The organism is Paenibacillus contaminans (assembly GCF_003285015.1).
Classification (GTDB): Bacteria; Bacillota; Bacilli; order Paenibacillales; family NBRC-103111; genus Paenibacillus_V; species Paenibacillus_V contaminans.
In genome coordinates, this window is the sequence record NZ_QMFB01000012.1 from 41271 (window position 1) to 56670 (window position 15400).

The 15400-nt window shown below is 53.1% G+C and carries 17 protein-coding genes; 7 read left to right on the forward strand and 10 right to left on the reverse strand.

Going from position 1 to position 15400, the window contains the following annotated elements:
• The first annotated feature begins 65 nt into the window (after nucleotides 1-65).
• The gene (locus tag DQG23_RS20200; protein WP_146762340.1) at nucleotides 66-680 is read left to right on the forward strand and encodes a DedA family protein; all 615 of its coding nucleotides are present in this window, start codon (nucleotides 66-68) and stop codon (nucleotides 678-680) included.
• 1 nt (nucleotide 681) lies between these two features.
• Entirely contained in the window at nucleotides 682-1416 is a 735-nt protein-coding gene (locus DQG23_RS20205; RefSeq protein WP_113032689.1) for a DedA family protein, read from the forward strand.
• 1 nt (nucleotide 1417) lies between these two features.
• On the opposite strand, the gene DQG23_RS20210 is transcribed toward DQG23_RS20205, so the two are convergent.
• Together DQG23_RS20210 and DQG23_RS20215 are read right to left on the reverse strand one after the other, a co-directional pair.
• The gene (locus tag DQG23_RS20210) at nucleotides 1418-2101 is read right to left on the reverse strand and encodes an LrgB family protein (protein WP_113032690.1); all 684 of its coding nucleotides are present in this window, start codon (nucleotides 2099-2101) and stop codon (nucleotides 1418-1420) included.
• Nucleotides 2101-2472: a CidA/LrgA family protein gene (locus DQG23_RS20215; protein ID WP_113032691.1), complete on the reverse strand. Its 372-nt coding sequence runs from the start codon at nucleotides 2470-2472 to the stop codon at nucleotides 2101-2103. The genes DQG23_RS20210 and DQG23_RS20215 overlap by 1 nt, the downstream gene beginning before the upstream one ends.
• Before the next feature lie 131 nt (nucleotides 2473-2603).
• On the opposite strand from DQG23_RS20215, the gene DQG23_RS20220 reads away from it, so the two are divergent.
• Entirely contained in the window at nucleotides 2604-3488 is an 885-nt protein-coding gene (locus DQG23_RS20220) for a LysR family transcriptional regulator (protein ID WP_113032692.1), read from the forward strand.
• 213 nt (nucleotides 3489-3701) lie between these two features.
• On the opposite strand, the gene DQG23_RS20225 is transcribed toward DQG23_RS20220, so the two are convergent.
• Both DQG23_RS20225 and DQG23_RS20230 read right to left on the reverse strand, forming a co-directional pair.
• On the reverse strand, nucleotides 3702-5615 hold the full coding sequence (locus tag DQG23_RS20225) for an ABC transporter ATP-binding protein (protein ID WP_113032693.1): 1914 nt from the start codon (nucleotides 5613-5615) through the stop codon (nucleotides 3702-3704).
• Entirely contained in the window at nucleotides 5612-7339 is a 1728-nt protein-coding gene (locus DQG23_RS20230) for an ABC transporter ATP-binding protein (protein ID WP_113032694.1), read from the reverse strand. Before DQG23_RS20230 ends, DQG23_RS20225 begins: the two co-directional genes overlap by 4 nt.
• Before the next feature lie 540 nt (nucleotides 7340-7879).
• On the opposite strand from DQG23_RS20230, the gene DQG23_RS20235 reads away from it, so the two are divergent.
• Nucleotides 7880-8575 carry an HNH endonuclease gene (locus DQG23_RS20235; protein ID WP_113032902.1) on the forward strand — a complete coding sequence of 232 codons (696 nt, stop codon included), beginning with the start codon at nucleotides 7880-7882 and terminating at the stop codon, nucleotides 8573-8575.
• A 222-nt stretch (nucleotides 8576-8797) separates the two neighbouring features.
• Here DQG23_RS20235 and DQG23_RS20240 read toward each other — a convergent pair whose 3' ends face one another.
• The 6 genes from DQG23_RS20240 to DQG23_RS20265 all read right to left on the reverse strand — a co-directional run bounded on the left by DQG23_RS20240 (nucleotide 8798) and on the right by DQG23_RS20265 (nucleotide 13066).
• Complete coding sequence (locus DQG23_RS20240) at nucleotides 8798-9025, reverse strand: cold-shock protein (RefSeq protein WP_113032695.1); 228 nt, start codon at nucleotides 9023-9025, stop codon at nucleotides 8798-8800.
• Nucleotides 9026-9164: 139 nt separating this feature from the next.
• Complete coding sequence (locus DQG23_RS20245; RefSeq protein ID WP_040951936.1) at nucleotides 9165-9365, reverse strand: cold-shock protein; 201 nt, start codon at nucleotides 9363-9365, stop codon at nucleotides 9165-9167.
• Nucleotides 9366-9751: 386 nt separating this feature from the next.
• Nucleotides 9752-10627 (reverse strand): N-carbamoylputrescine amidase, encoded by an 876-nt coding sequence (aguB, locus tag DQG23_RS20250; RefSeq protein WP_113032696.1) that lies wholly within the window; start codon nucleotides 10625-10627, stop codon nucleotides 9752-9754.
• A 20-nt stretch (nucleotides 10628-10647) separates the two neighbouring features.
• Complete coding sequence (locus DQG23_RS20255; RefSeq protein WP_113032697.1) at nucleotides 10648-11676, reverse strand: agmatine deiminase family protein; 1029 nt, start codon at nucleotides 11674-11676, stop codon at nucleotides 10648-10650.
• A gap of 219 nt (nucleotides 11677-11895) precedes the next feature.
• On the reverse strand, nucleotides 11896-12543 hold the full coding sequence (locus DQG23_RS20260; RefSeq protein ID WP_113032698.1) for a TVP38/TMEM64 family protein: 648 nt from the start codon (nucleotides 12541-12543) through the stop codon (nucleotides 11896-11898).
• Between the two features lie 217 nt (nucleotides 12544-12760).
• A complete protein-coding gene (locus tag DQG23_RS20265; protein ID WP_113032699.1) occupies nucleotides 12761-13066 on the reverse strand; it encodes a hypothetical protein in 306 nt (101 codons plus the stop codon).
• Between the two features lie 185 nt (nucleotides 13067-13251).
• Here DQG23_RS20265 and DQG23_RS41840 point away from each other — a divergent pair, with 185 nt between their 5' ends.
• From DQG23_RS41840 to DQG23_RS20275, 3 genes are all read left to right on the forward strand, one after another.
• On the forward strand, nucleotides 13252-13509 hold the full coding sequence (locus DQG23_RS41840; RefSeq protein WP_146762341.1) for a hypothetical protein: 258 nt from the start codon (nucleotides 13252-13254) through the stop codon (nucleotides 13507-13509).
• Between the two features lie 119 nt (nucleotides 13510-13628).
• A complete protein-coding gene (locus tag DQG23_RS20270) occupies nucleotides 13629-14120 on the forward strand; it encodes a cation:proton antiporter regulatory subunit (RefSeq protein ID WP_113032700.1) in 492 nt (163 codons plus the stop codon).
• Between the two features lie 2 nt (nucleotides 14121-14122).
• Nucleotides 14123-15358, forward strand: coding sequence for a cation:proton antiporter (locus DQG23_RS20275; RefSeq protein WP_113032701.1), 1236 nt, complete (start codon nucleotides 14123-14125; stop codon nucleotides 15356-15358).
• Nucleotides 15359-15400: the final 42 nt, after the last annotated feature.

Genomic DNA, 15400 nt, shown 5'->3' on the forward strand with positions numbered 1-15400 from the left:
CCCACTACGTGAGCATGACTTTCTTATCGTACAATACAGTAGTGTGGAAGTGAGGTGCCGACACAGTGACGCAAGAGGTTGTTACACAGTGGATGGTCGAGTACGGTTACCCCTGTTTGTTTTTGCTGCAGGCGCTCGGGGTTGTCGGTCTTCCGATTCCCGATGAATTACTGATGGCATTTGCCGGGTACTTGGCATTTAAGGGAGATTTATCTTATATCGCGGTCGCTCTGACCGCTTTCTTGGGGAGTTTATGCGGAACGTCGATCAGTTATTGGATCGGCTCGAAATGCGGTCTGCCGCTCATCGAGAGATGGGGGCATTGGGTCGGTTTTACGGAGAAAAGGCATAGGAGGATGTCCGCCTGGTTCGATAAAGTCGGAAATATCGCCATTCCGCTCGGTTACTTTATTCCCGGTGTCCGGCATATAACGGCGTATGCGGCCGGCATGAGCCGATGGACCTTTCGCCATTTTATTTCGTATGCCTTGCCCGGCGCGTTATGCTGGGTTTTCCTGTTTACGGGGCTAGGCTATCTGCTGGGAGACCGTTCGATTCGGATTTTCCGGCATTTGAATCAGCATATTCTGCTCATTGCGGCGACCGCTTTGACATTAGGCGCAGCATGGCTTCTATTCCGCCGGTACGCGGCGGTAAAATCCGGAAGAGAGGAACAATAACATGGAGACGATTACGCATTGGTTCGAGCAGTACGGCTACGGCGTTCTTTTCTTCGGACTGCTCCTGGAATATATCGCGCTGCCGTTTCCAGGCGAATTGGTGATGGGCTACTCGGGCTATCTCGTCTATAACGGGCAAATGAGCCTCATCCTTAGTCTGACGCTCGCCTGGCTCGGCACTTCGCTCGGCATGACCGTGACCTACGTGATCGGTAGCAAGCTGGGTTATCCTTTTTTTGAAAAATACGGCCATCGTTTTCTGCTAAGTCCGCGGAAGCTGCAGCAAACGTCCAAATGGTTTGAAAAGTACGGCAGCAAGCTGCTGTTTTTCGCGTTTTTCATTCCGGGCGTCCGGCATTTTACCGGCTATTTATCCGGCATTCTGAACATTCCGTTCCGTACCTTCGCGCTCTACTGCTATACCGGCGCGTTGTTCTGGGTGCTCGTCTTCGTCGTAGGCGGCACGATGCTCGGAACGAAATGGGAAATCATTCACGACATAGCCAAGCAGTATGCCGGGGTCATCATCATCGCTTTGATCGCGCTGGCGGCGGCATGGCTCCTTTACCGGCTGCTCACTGTGCGGGACAACCGGGTTGTCAGAATCATTCGCCAGCGGAGCCGCTGGTTCGTGCATACGAAAGCAGGCGTCCGCATGCTGATTTCGCTTATCACTTTAACTTCGATCGTTCTTTCCTCAATCGTCATTCTGCTTTTGGAATTTCCCAAACCTTAGACTACAGGGTGCCGACGAAAGAAAGCGCCCATGGTACGGCCACCAGCGCGGCAACAGCCGCTACGATCATCGAAACGCTCGAAATCGCCCCGGATACGGAGCTGATTTCGAACGCTTTTGACGTACCGGCGCCATGTGCGCTTGTACCGAGCAGAATGCCTTTGGCTACATCGCTTCGTATATGGCAGAGCCGGATGACGAAAGGTCCGATTATCGCCCCGAGCAGACCCGTCATCATGACGAATACGGCGGTCATTGCGGGAATTCCGCCGATCGTTTGCGACACGTTCATGGCAATCGGGGTCGTTACGGAACGCGGAATCAGGCTGTAAGCGAGCGGCGATTCCAAATGGAGCAACTCCGCGAGCCACACGGCCGAACCAATGGCCGCAGCCGAGCCGGCGAGCACGCCCGCTATGATCTCTTTCGCATGTTTTCTAAGCAGCGCCGAATGTTTATATAAAGGCACGGCAAACGCGACGGTTGCCGGCTGCAGCATATCGGACAAATAATGGGCGCCCGCGGCGTACGATTCGTAAGGCGTTTGCGTCCATAACAACACCGCGACGAGAACGGCCGGCGTCAGCAGCAGCGGCGAGAAGAGGAGTATCGGCTTCTTCCGGTGCAGCCGTTTGGCCGTCCAGTAAACCCCGATCGTTCCCATGAAGCTTAATAATGCGGTCATCACCGGCTGCCCCCTCTTTTTCGATTGGCTATCCGTTCAGCGACAGTCCCCGTACATATCATGACGATCATCGTGCCCAAGCCGATCGCCGCCGCAATGCGCAAGCCCTCATGCAGCAGCAGGCTGCGGTACGCAATCAAACCGACGGAAGGCGGGATGAAAAAAAGCAGCAGCTCCGCCAGCAGCCAGCTCGCGCCCGATTCCACCCATGAAAGCCGAACGATACGAGCCTCCAGCAGCAGAAACAAAACGATCATGCCGAGAATGCTGCCGGGGATCGGCAAATGCAGCAAAGCGGCCAGCTTGTTCATCAGCATCGAAAATAGCATGAACATAGCGACCTGCGGCACGATCTTCCATCCGACCTTCACGGCGTTCTCCCCCTTATTTTTCCCAAAGCTAGCCTACATCTATCACAGTGTATATGATACAATTCGATAGGTAAAATACATAAATCGAATGCGTACCATGCCTTTTATCTATGCATTGGAAGGTGATAGCCATGGATATCCGCCATTTGCAATATTTTGTGGAGGTAGCCAAGCACAAAAGCTTTACGAAGGCCTCGCAAGCGCTGTATGTCACCCAGCCGACCATCAGCAAAATGGTCCGGAATCTTGAGGAAGAGATGGGAATCGTGCTGTTCGAGCGTATCGGCAAGCAAGTGGCGCTCACCGACGCCGGCGCTGTTCTGCTGCCGGAGGCGCAGGCGATGGTCGCTTCATTCGGGCAAATGACGTCTCATATGGACGACTTGACGGGATTGCGCAAGGGGCGCATTCGAATCGGTTTGCCGCCCATGGTCGGATCAAGCTTCTTTCCGGGCGTGCTCGGGCAATTCCGCAGCCGGTACCCGGGCATCGCGCTGCAGCTGTTCGAATATGGCGCCAAAAAAGTCGAAGCCGCCGTCGAATCGGGCGAGCTCGACATCGGCGTCGTCCTGCTGCCGACTCATGAGGATATTTTCGACTACTATCCGATCGCGAAGCAAAGGCTTATGCTGGTCGTGCATGCCGAGCATCCGCTGGCCGCCAAGCCGGAGGCCGCGCTGCACGAGTTGAAGGACGAACCGTTCCTGCTGTTCCGCGAGGACTTCGCCTTGCACGACCGCATTATTGCAGAGTGCCGGCGGGCGGGCTACGAACCGAATGTTCTGTACAAAAGCTCGCAATGGGACTTTATCGGCGAGATGGCCGCTGCCGGTCTCGGCATCGCTTTGCTGCCGGAGCTGATTTGCGCGGAGCTGGACACTGAACGTACGCGGAGCGTGCCGTTAGCCGAGGTCATCCCGTGGCATCCCGCCATGATTTGGCGCAGAAACCGCTACATCCCGCTAGCCGCGCGGGAATGGATTCGTTTCACGCAGTCCGTGCTGAAGCCGGATTGATCGCGCCCCACCGGTCTAACTTGTCGCTTGATCGGCGATGAAGGCGATTTTGAATGTTACGCAAAAAACGCAGGCCGGAGATGCCTCTCCGAAACCTGCGTTTTTCGAATATCCTCAAACCGACCTGCACGATATCGTTGTACATATCCGCTCATCTTTGTCCGGTACACCTTATGATCGGCTCAATACCCGTCACATCGGCGCCCGGCGTTCCTAGCTGACCTCTTGCTGAAGACCGCCGCCCGTAAACTGGCTGTTGTACAAATCGGCATAGAAACCGCCCTTCGCCAGCAGCTCTTCGTGCGTGCCCTTCTCGATGACGCTGCCGTGATTCATCACGAGAATCAGGTCCGCGTCACGAATCGTGGACAACCTGTGCGCGATAACGAAGCTCGTTCTGCCCTGCATGAGATCGTTCATCGCCTTCTGGATGTAGATTTCCGTCCGCGTATCGACGCTGCTCGTCGCTTCGTCGAGAATGAGAATCGCCGGATCGGCCAGAATGGCGCGCGCGATCGTCAGCAGCTGCTTCTGCCCCTGCGAAATATTGGATGCTTCCTCGTTCAGCACGGTATTGTAGCCATCCGGCAGCGTACGGATAAAATGATCGGCATGCGCCGCTTTCGCCGCCTCCACGATTTCTTGCTCGGTCGCCCCCGCCCTGCCGTAGCCGATGTTGTCGCGGATCGTCCCGTTAAACAGCCACGTATCCTGCAGCACCATACCGAACAAGCTGCGCAGATTGCCGCGCTTCATATCGCGGATATCGACGCCGTCGATCGTAATGCTGCCGCCGTTTACTTCGTAGAACCGCATCAGCAGATTGATCAGCGTCGTTTTGCCTGCGCCCGTCGGTCCTACGATTGCAATCGTCTGCCCCGGCTTCACATCGATGTTCATATCTTCGATCAGCACAGCGTCTTCCTTGTACCCGAACTTGACACCGTTGAAGCGAACCTCGCCCTTCGGAGACTTGAGCGCCTTCGCTTCCTGCGCCTCCGGCACTTCCTCCTTCTCGTCGAGCAGCTCGAACACCCGCTCTGCGGAAGCCAGCGTCGATTGAATCACGTTCGCGATATTCGCCGTCTGCGTGATCGGCATCGAGAATTGCCTTGCATACTGAATAAATGCCTGAATATCGCCGATATCGATCGCCTTCTTCGTGACGAGCAAACCGCCGACTACGCAAATGAGCACATAGCCGATATTATTGATGAAGCCCATCAGCGGCATAATGATGCCGGAAATAAATTGCGCCCGCCAGCCGGAATGATACAGCTCCTCGTTAATCCCGTTGAAGGTGTCCACCGACTTCTGCTCATGGCCGAACGCCTTGACGATCTTATGTCCCGTATACATTTCCTCGACATGCCCGTTAAGCTGTCCGAGATGCTTCTGCTGCCCCATAAAATGCTTCTGCGAACGCTTCGCGATCGCCTTGATGACGATGAAGCTCAGCGGCAGCGTCAGAATCAGAATGAGCGTCATAAGCGGACTGATGGTCAGCATCATGACGATGACCCCGACGAGCGTTACGACCGCTGTAATGAGCTGCGTCAAGCTTTGCTGCAGCGTGCTCCCGATGTTGTCGACGTCGTTGACCGCCCGGCTCAACACCTCCCCATGCGTGCGGGAATCGAAGTATGAGAGCGGCAATCGGGAAATTTTCGCGTTCACTTCCTTGCGCAGATCGTAAACCGTCCGCTGCGCGACGCCGGCCATTAAATATTGCTGCACATAGCCGAACAGCGCGCTCAGCACATACAATCCGGCCAAAAACATGACGATTTGCCAAATATACGTGAAATCGATCTCGGCGCCCGGCACTTTATTGACTTTCATCATAATGCCTTCGAACAGCTTTGTCGTCGCTTTACCCATAATCTTGGGGCTTAAAATAGCGAAAACCGTGCTCAGGATAGCCGTCAGGAAAACGGCATACAGCTGATAGCGGTGCGGCTTCAAATAGCCGGTCAGCCGCTTGAGCGAGCCCTTGAAATCTTTGGCCTTCTGTCCCGGCATGCCCATGCCCATTCCGCCGGGCCCTCTGCCGAACGGCATGCCCGGCATCGGACCTCCGCCGCCCTGCTTGTTCCCTTGTCCGGGTTCTTTACGATGCTCACTCATGCGATTTCCTCCTCCGATAGCTGGGAGAATACGATTTCCCGGTAAACGGAACAGCTGTCCATCAATTCCTTATGGCTGCCGATCCCCGCAATTTGCCCGTCATCCAAGACGATAATCCGATCGGCGCTCATGACCGTACTGACCCGCTGAGCGACAATAAGCACCGTGGACTCCAGCGTTTCCGATTTAAGCGCGGCGCGCAGCTTGGCGTCCGTCTTGAAATCGAGCGCGGAGAAGCTATCGTCGAACAAATAAATTTCCGGCCTTCTGACCAAGGCTCGCGCGATCGACAGCCTCTGCTTTTGGCCGCCCGATACGTTCGAACCCCCTTGAGCGATTGCGGAATCGAAGCCCTCTTTCATTTCGCCGATAAACTCGGATGCCTGTGCGATGGCCGCCGCATGGCGAACCTCTTCATCCGTGGCATCCTCCTTGCCGTACCGAATGTTGTCGGCAACCGTTCCGGTGAACAGAACCGCCTTCTGCGGAACGAGCCCGATTTTGCTGCGCAGCTGCTCCTGCGACAGCTCGCGCACATCCGCTCCATCGATCAGAATGGAGCCGCCGTTTACATCGTAAAATCGCGGAATAAGGCTGATAAGGGTCGATTTTCCCGAGCCTGTGCCGCCGATAATCGCCGTAATTTCCCCAGGCTGCGCGCTGAACGTAATGCCCGAAATCGCAGGCGCCTCCGCTCCGGGATAACTGAACGTGACGTCGCGGAACTCGACGTAACCTCTTTTGGCGTCGGCGCGTTTCGGTTGCTCCGGATCCTTCAAGTCCGGCACCATGTCCAGCACTTCGTTGATCCGAACCGCCGAAGCCGAAGCACGGGGCACCATAACGAACATCATCGACACCATGATGAGCGAGAACATGATTTGCATCGCATATTGGAGGAACGCCATCAAATCCCCCACCTGCATATGCCCTTCGCTGATGCGCAGTCCGCCGAACCAGATGATGGCGATCGATGCGAAGTTCATAATCAGCATCATCAAGGGCATCATGGTACCCATGATTTTATTCACCTTGATCGCCGTTTCCGTCAAATCGGCATTCGCCTCGTCAAACCGCTTCTTCTCATGCTCGATCCGGTTAAAGGAGCGAATGACGCGGATGCCGGTAAGCGCTTCGCGGAGCACGAGATTCAGCTTGTCCAGCTTGATCTGCATTTTTTTGAAAAGCGGAACGCCCTTCATCGCCACGATCATGATTGCAGCCGCGAGCACCGGAATGATCACGACGATGACCAGCGACAGCTTGGCGTCCTTGGAGACGGCCATAATAATGCCGCCGATACACATCATCGGCGCCATGACCATCATCCGCAGCATCATGATAAGCACCTGCTGCACCTGCTGCACATCGTTCGTCGTCCGTGTAATGAGCGACGCCGTACCGATTTTATCGAACTCCTGCAGCGAGAAATGCTCGACGTGGGTAAATATTTTATTACGGACGATTTTACCGAAGCCCGCGGATATTTTAGCCGACACATAACTCGCTATGATCGAAAATACGGTGCCGGCGGCAGCGACGAGCAGCATGAAGCCGCCTATTTTCCAAATATAAGGCAGGTCTTCCTCGATAACCCCTTTATCCACGATGTCGGCCATCAACGTCGGCAAATAGAGCTCGGACAGCGACTGCAGCAATACGAGCCCCAGCACCAACGTCACCGCCCATCGGTAAGTCTTTAAAAAGCGGAACAACTTGATCACGCACGACCATCTCCATTCGCAATCGATATGCCGTTACTATACCTGACTTTTTTAAACCGAATATAAACGGCGGCTTAGGTGCACTGTTTTCGTATAAATCAAGATGCCGAAAATTGTCGATCTGCGCAGTGTTCCACGTGGAGCAAAACCCAGCCGGCCTTGCCCGCTCTGCGCGAACACGGCAAACCGGATTTCGTGCACAGCTCCAAGAGCAGCACATATGAGGTCAAAGCAGTCATGCTTCCCTAAAGGAGTCCGGGCCGATCGCCCCCATGCAGCGACGCAATTGCAGTTGACACTGTCTATTATTTATTTCAAAAAAGCTTCCCCCGCTCCTACGCGGGAGAAGCTCTTTTTTGCATTGGCATGGCTGCTTAATATGGATTCATACGCCGATACACCGGCTTATTCCGGAAACGGCTGGATTTCCATCGGCGGCCATGTGTGAAATTGCCCCTTAACCGTGTACAATAGGACTATAAGACTTCCGGGCTACCGGCGAGAAAACATGAGGTGGACAAGTTGGATAAGGAGCCGCAAATCGCTGCGCAGGAACCTGCACTTGACGATACATCGACAAATCATAAACACTGCGTTCAATGCGGCGAGCTAAAACCGCTGTCCCACTTTTTACGCAGAACGGGAAGACGGTCGGGCAAAACGTCCAGGCGCGGCACATGCCGGGCTTGCCGGAAACGCGGCGGATCGGCTTCCGAAGCGGGACTTGAGCTTTCCGGCGCCGCTTTCGCCGTCTCCAAGCCGTCTGTGCCGATGCCGGAGTACCCGTTCGCAGCGGACGAGTCCCCCGCCCCGGTGAAAATCCGGATCAAACGCCCGATGCCGGCGCCTCCGCCGAAACCGGAAGGTCCGGATGCGTCCGTGCTCCGGTTAACGCGCAGCGGCTTTATCCGCATGCGCGGCAAGACGGACAAAGGGCGCGGCTGGCTGCAGGAAACGGACCTCGAAACGGCCGTTACACTTGTGCGGGAGCATGCCGCCGTCGTCGTTAATCCTCACACGATAAGACGGCTGTACAGCAACAAGAAATTTCGCCGTTATATTTTGACGCGCGACCGTTACACCTGCCATTTCTGCGGGGAATACGGCGATACGATCGACCATATCCTTCCCCGGGCCAAAGGCGGCCACACAACCCCTGTAAATTGCGTCTGCGCATGCAATGAATGCAATCAAAGCAAAGCCGACCGCAGCATTGACGAATTTATAGGCGATTGACTAGGATAAACGTTCGGGCTCGGTCGGGTCACAAGCTGTTATGAAAAGCTGGCCCGACGATTGTAATAAACGCGCCGGCTTCATTGACGTCGACGTTTACCGCCGGCTTATAGCAGATTACTCGATATAATTACGCCGAGCTGATCTGGGCTGGTAACGGAAAAAGCGTCCTCCGTCGATGCTGCGGAAGACGCGCGAATAAAGAGACCGTTCGTACGGATGTTAAATCTGCACGCCCTTTTTGAGCGTTTTTAGATTATTGTTCGAGTTGACAAGTAGCGGGAGCATTTTGGTACTGCTTACCATTGGAATATTGCATGCCGGGCAACTGGGAATATACTTAAATGAAAAGTTGTCCCTCATCCACATTTTACAGCCATCCTTCGTGCAAGACCATACCGCTGTAACTTCCTCAGCAACAGGCTCTGACGATTTTTTCCTATAGTACATGTATGACGCCTCCTTCGGAGCTTTGACGGCTTCGTCTTCCGATTCGATGCTCGCTTTCCTGACTGCTCTGCAATAGTTACGCACAAAAAATAAAACTGCCCTTAACTCACGTTAAGGGCAGTTCTTATAAAGCTGAAGCTTACAGCTTTACAACGTTCTCAGCTTGTGGTCCGCGGTTGCCTTGAACAACGTTGAACTCAACGCGTTGGCCTTCGTCCAGGGATTTGAAGCCGTCGCCTACGATAGCGCTGAAGTGAACGAATACATCGTTGCCGCCTTCAACTTCGATAAATCCAAATCCTTTTTCTGCGTTAAACCATTTAACTGTACCTGTTTGCATGGTATTACCTCCATAAATTTAAATGTAACATGTTAGTTTTATTCTTCAAGAAAAATAAAAATTCACACATTGTAAAAGGCTCCATCGACTAAATGTTAACCCTTTACATTATGTGAATTAGGTTAAAATTATATCAATCGATATGTAGCATAACATAGGTTTTTCAAAAAAGCAAGCGTTTCCCAACATTTTTGATTATTTTGGTTTTATAACCTGATCGCTCCAACTCGTCTAATAATAACCTTCTGATAGTATATCCATTCCTATCTGCACTTATTCCTATCATACACGGAAAATACGTTGTTGAAAAGGCTAAGCGTCCTGCCGCTGCCGCAGCAGAGACGCTTTCGCCATCAGTCGGCCGGATTCCTTCGGCGACCCCTGCTTTACAGCAGCAAATCCCCGTCATACGAGGCAATCACCTTGTAGAGATCCGGACGACGGTCGCGGAAAATCCCCCACTCGATCCGCTGATTTTCCAGCTGGTCGAGATCGAATTCGGCAACGAGCACCGTTTCTTCGGAGCGTCCCGCTTCCGCCACTTTATTGCCCTGAGGCCCTGCAATGAAAGAAGAGCCGTAGAATGTAATACTGGAGTCCTCGTCTTCTTCGACCCCTACACGGTTGGAGGCGATGACCGGCATCAGATTGGACGCGGCGTGGCCGAGCATGCACATTTGCCAGTGATCCTTCGAATCGATCGATCCGTCCTGCGGCTCCGATCCGATCGCCGTCGGGTAGAACAGCAGCTCCGCTCCCATAAGCGCCATGCAGCGGGCAGCCTCGGGATACCATTGATCCCAGCAGACGCCGACGCCGATTTTGCCGTAACGCGTATTCCATACTTTAAAGCCTGTGTCGCCCGGGTTGAAGTAGAACTTCTCTTCGTAGCCCGGTCCGTCCGGAATGTGGCTTTTGCGGTAGCGCCCCAGCACTTCGCCATTCGCATCGATTACCGCGAGCGAGTTGTATCTGGCATAATTCTTCTTCTCGTAGAAGCTTATCGGCAATACGACTTGAAGCTCCTTGGCGATCTTCTTGAAGTGATTCACCGCTTTATTATGTTCCAATTCGGTAGCATATACGTAATAATCCGCTTTTTCCTTCTGGCAAAAATACGGCGTTTCAAAAAGCTCCTGCAGCTGGATGATTTGCGCTCCTTGCGCAGCCGCTTGTCTGACAAGCGCTTCGGCTTTGCTTATATTCTCATCGATATTGGTTGAGCAGCTCATTTGCGTCGCCGCCACTTTTACGTTTCTCAATCGGTTCCCTCTTTTCCCGTTTATTTCCCGGAAGGCATTTGCTGCGTCGTACAGTGGACGTTGCCGCCTTCGCGAATGATCGCCATCCCGTCGACCTTGCGGATACGTCTGTCCGGGAACGTTTCGCCCAGCACCTTCTCGGCAAGCCGGTCGGTTTCCTCCGCAGCCCCTCCGAACACAGGCAAAACAATGCCGTCATTTACAAAATAAAAGTTCAGGTAGCTGAGCGTTAAGCGGTTATCCTCATAGCTTGCATACGGCGGCTGCTGAATCGGAATGACTTCGAGCTTGCGGCCTTGCGCATCCGTCGCTTCGCTTAAAATACGCAGATTTTCTTGAGTAATCGCATAATTGTCGTCCTCGGGATCGTCGCAAACCTGCATGATGACTTTGCCCGGGGCTGCGAAGCAAGCGATGTTATCGACATGGCCGTCCGTCTCGTCGCCGCTTAAGCCGTTTTTGAGCCAGATGACCTTGCTGACGCTCAGGAAAGTCATTAACTGCTCTTCGATCTGCTCTCTCGTAAGCTCGGGGTTCCGGTTCGGATTCAGCAAGCACTCCTCCGTCGTGATCAGCGTCCCTTCGCCGTCAACGTGAAGCGATCCGCCTTCCATGACGAGTGGCGCATCGAATTGCCGTACGCCATAACGCGTCAAAATTTGCGGCGCCACCTGATCATCCAAATCCCATGGAGCATATTTGCCTCCCCATGCGTTAAAGCGCCAGTTTACGCCGGCTACTTCTCCCGCGCCGTTAACGACGAACGTCGGGCCGTTGTCGCGGAACCAGGCGTCATTGTGCGGGATCGGAATCAGCTCGATATTCGGCGCGTCGACGAGCGCCTTCACCCGATCGATATCGTCCGGGTTGACAACGATCCCCACCGGCTCGAATTCGGCTATGGCCAGCGCAATTTGTGCGTAGCCTTGAGATACGGACTCGTAGCTGTCCGGGTAAACCATCGACGATTGCACCGGCCACGAGATGAAGGTACGTGTATGTTCGGCCCACTCCGGGGGCATGGAATAATTCAAATCTTTGGGGTTCATGGCATTCCTCTCACTTTATGTTATGATTGTGGGCGTTCTTTATCCAAATTCCTATATCATCATATACCAAAATGCCGCCGGTCTCAATTGGAATACAACGTCAGGTTTACCGCCGTTATGCAGCGCTGCGAAGCGCCCGGAACGTCCGGTTCTCGGGCTCGCGGAACGATGACGCTTCGGCCCTCGTACGCTCTTAACGCAACTCGTCAAGTCTTCCCTCTATTGCAGCCGCGACTGTTCCCCTCGTCCTGCAGGAAGCTCGTCCGGCGTATCTTCCGCTCTTGTGAACCGCGCCTCGATCCGCTTGCTGATCCAAAGGGAGATCCCGATGAACAGCAGGACATATACGATCTCGACCGGATTTCTAATAAATCTTTCCAAATCGTGACCGATGTAAGATACCGAGAACACCATAATTGCTTTGCCGAACAACACGGCGATGAGGAACGAGCGTATCCGCATGCGGGCCACCCCGGCCGCCATATTGATGATGACGAACGGACCGACGGGAAAAATGCTAAGCAGAAATACATAGCTGAATGCATTTCGCCTTATCCAGGTCATGCTTTTCTGCACCTTCGGCTTCCTGGCCCAACGATCCAAATAAGGATGTCCGGCAATTTTCCTTACGACCAGAAAAGTAACCATGCAGCCCGCTACCATCCCGATCCACGAATACAGGAAACCGAGCCATAGGCCGTATACCGCCGCATTTACGCCTACGATAAGGATGGTCGGCAGCGGAGGCACGAACGATTTCATAAATGTAAGAAAAATGCCGGGAAACGGCCCCAGCGATCGGTACTGTTCCAATAATTCCTTAAGCCTTTCTTCCGTTAAAGAAGACAATAATTCGCTTACGTCCATTCCTTCTATTTCACCCGCTTAAGCTGTCGGATTCCTTTGAACTTTCCCATACAAGAATACCATACTCGTGCTCAAGAAGCAGCAGGTTTGATTAACATTTGGGCGAATATGCAAGTATAATGGTTTGAGAAAACAGGCGATTTATGTTATAATATCGTTAATTAGAGTGGAATTGGAGGTGAAACCCTATGATATCTCAAATTATCTCTTCCTTTCGTTATTTATCTACGATTCTAATTGCGGTCCTGATGTTGTTTACGATGCCTACGCCAAGTTTGGAGACGCAGCTCGGCAGCGAAACGACCCGTACCACCTTGTCGCAAGGAGTGGAATCCAACGTTAAATGGCTCGTTCGCAAGCACGTATCCGCTTCCGATGCCATTCGGCTTGCCGTGCTTTTATCCGCCTCCCTGCTCCCCTTTCTTTCCTGGAAAGCTGCGTCTTTACGCATCATGCCTGCAACCCGTAATGCCTTTTGCCCCCAGATCGGCCGCCGTTTGACCCATTTGCGATTATCACCCATCAAATTCACATCCCTCTATGTGTAGTTCCGCATTTCCTCGTAATAATAAAGTCCTGAAACCCGTCTGCCCTTTTATGAAAATAATTCCATTTTTATGAAAATGAAGCGAAGCGTTCTCCGCATTCTTTGTGCTGACCGTATTTCGTTTAAGCTGGACACGATTCTTTTCCGTAGGCTAAAGTCCGGTGAATAATAAGCCTTTTCTTGCTATTCACAAGACTTCTTTTAAATCGCTTTTTAAAAATCGGCCTGCGGCGGGTTTGTTTGATGCTGCCTGTAAAGGGATAAACGGCTGCGCCGTCTTTTCCGAAGTGCGCGTTTACCGTGAAATCGAACAATCAGCGGAGATGTACTTTCAGGAGATTTTAAGGAAACCGCTGGTCCGTTTTCAGTTATCAGTTATCAGAACGCGTGTTGTGGAAGCGGTTCTAGATCTGCGCTAAACGCCAGCGTGAAAAGACGCCGGCGAACGTTTTATCCTTTTGGAAAAGGGGACACGAGGGAAACGAAATACGGGAACATCTCGAGAATCGGTAGAGCGCTCGCAATGAGGAGGCACCAGATGAACATTCGCGAAACCGATCTTCCCGGAATTGGAAAAAAATTTCAAATGATCACGCGCTTCGGCGACAAATTGGTCCTGATCGTACATGATGACGGACGTCGGGAGTGTTATCACTTCGACCAAGACGACCAGGACGAAATGACGTCCATGATTACGCTTGACGACGACGAAGCCAGATATGTCGCCGGCATTATCGGAGGAATGGCTTACAAGCCGAAGGCGCTTGAGACGATCGAAGTCGTTCTCGACGATCTCGTCATCGAATGGTACCGCATCGAGGAAGGCTGCTGCTTTATAGGCAAAACCATCGGCGAGCTGGACATCCGCGGACGTACGGGAGCGACGATCATCGCCATTTCGGAAAAGCACCACAATCAGATCAACCCCGATCCGAATATCGCGCTTACCGCCGATACGACGCTTATCGTCGCCGGCGACAGAAGACAGCAAAAAGCCTTTAAGAATCTGCTCATGAATGGGGGCGGTTAACCATGAATGATCTCGTTTTTGAGATCGGCTTGGCAATCGCACTCATTGCTATAGCCGGCTTGCTGTCGACGAAGCTGCGTTTCTCGGTTATTCCGTTCTATATTTTGGTCGGGATGGCGGTAGGACCGCATTCCATTCAATGGGGACATTTCGATTTGCGCTTTATCGAGAGCGCCCCTTTTATCGACTTTCTCGGCCGGATCGGAATCTTGTTCCTGCTGTTCTGCTTGGGACTGGAATTTTCGATCGGGAGACTGATCAAATCCGGCCGTTCGATCGCCGTCGGCGGCACGATCTACATTCTGATCAATTTCTCGCTCAGCCTGATTTTCGGATGGGCGGCCGGTCTCCCTTTGCTCGAGGTGCTTATCGTCGGAGGCGTCATGACGATATCTTCAAGCGCTATCGCCGCGAAAGTGCTGGTGGACCTGAAACGGACCGCAAACCCGGAAACGGAAATGATTCTCGGCATCATCATGTTTGACGACGTGTTTCTCGCCGTCTACATTTCCATTCTTTCCGGACTCATCCTGAACGGCTCTTCCTCGCTGGGAGGCGTCTTGATGACGGCGCTCATCGCGCTCGGCTTCATGCTGCTCGTACTGGTGATCGGACGCAAATGCGTTCCGCTGCTCAACCGCATGCTGAATATACGCTCCAACGAGCTGTTTTTGCTGGTTATCTTCGCACTGCTCTTTACGATCGCCGGCTTCTCCGAGACGATTCACGTTGCGGAAGCGATCGGGGCGCTGCTTGTCGGGCTCGTGCTTGCCGAAACCGCGCATCTTAAGCGAATCGAGCAGCTAATCTTTCCGTTCCGGGACTTCTTCGGGGCGATCTTCTTCTTCAGCTTCGGCTTGACGATCGATCCGCTCTCGCTCGGTGGTGCCGTCTGGCTTTCCATCGGAGCTGTCGTGCTTACGCTGATCGGCAATCTCGTATCGGGCATGTGGGCAGGCCGCAATGCCGGACTTTCGCCTAAAGCCTCGGTAAACATCGGCATCACGATCGTCGCGCGCGGCGAGTTTTCAATCATTATGGCCAACCTGGCCAAAGCTGGGGGCTTACTGCAGATTATCCAGCCATTTACGGCCTTATATGTACTCATATTAGCGATTCTTGGGCCGCTGCTGACCAAGGAAACCAAGCATATTTATCGTTTAATGGCCCCCCTCTTCAAACGTTCTCGATGGGGTCAAGGCGAACCGAAGAAGAAAGAGGTGACGTCGGAGAGCTAAGCCGCTGCTGAAAGTCGCATAATGGAGCTTCTAAACCAAAAT

Bases quoted from the DNA above. Each gene is read 5' to 3' on its own strand.
- DQG23_RS20205 (WP_113032689.1), top strand. From the start codon at position 682: ATGGAGACGATTACGCATTGGTTCGAGCAGTACGGCTACGGCGTTCTT.
- DQG23_RS20210 (WP_113032690.1), bottom strand. From the start codon at position 2,101: ATGACCGCATTATTAAGCTTCATGGGAACGATCGGGGTTTACTGGACG.
- DQG23_RS20220 (WP_113032692.1), top strand. From the start codon at position 2,604: ATGGATATCCGCCATTTGCAATATTTTGTGGAGGTAGCCAAGCACAAA.
- DQG23_RS20225 (WP_113032693.1), bottom strand. From the start codon at position 5,615: ATGAGTGAGCATCGTAAAGAACCCGGACAAGGGAACAAGCAGGGCGGC.
- DQG23_RS20240 (WP_113032695.1), bottom strand. From the start codon at position 9,025: ATGTACTATAGGAAAAAATCGTCAGAGCCTGTTGCTGAGGAAGTTACA.
- DQG23_RS20245 (WP_040951936.1), bottom strand. From the start codon at position 9,365: ATGCAAACAGGTACAGTTAAATGGTTTAACGCAGAAAAAGGATTTGGA.
- DQG23_RS20255 (WP_113032697.1), bottom strand. From the start codon at position 11,676: ATGAACCCCAAAGATTTGAATTATTCCATGCCCCCGGAGTGGGCCGAA.
- DQG23_RS20260 (WP_113032698.1), bottom strand. From the start codon at position 12,543: ATGGACGTAAGCGAATTATTGTCTTCTTTAACGGAAGAAAGGCTTAAG.
- DQG23_RS20265 (WP_113032699.1), bottom strand. From the start codon at position 13,066: ATGGGTGATAATCGCAAATGGGTCAAACGGCGGCCGATCTGGGGGCAA.
- DQG23_RS20270 (WP_113032700.1), top strand. From the start codon at position 13,629: ATGAACATTCGCGAAACCGATCTTCCCGGAATTGGAAAAAAATTTCAA.
- DQG23_RS20275 (WP_113032701.1), top strand. From the start codon at position 14,123: ATGAATGATCTCGTTTTTGAGATCGGCTTGGCAATCGCACTCATTGCT.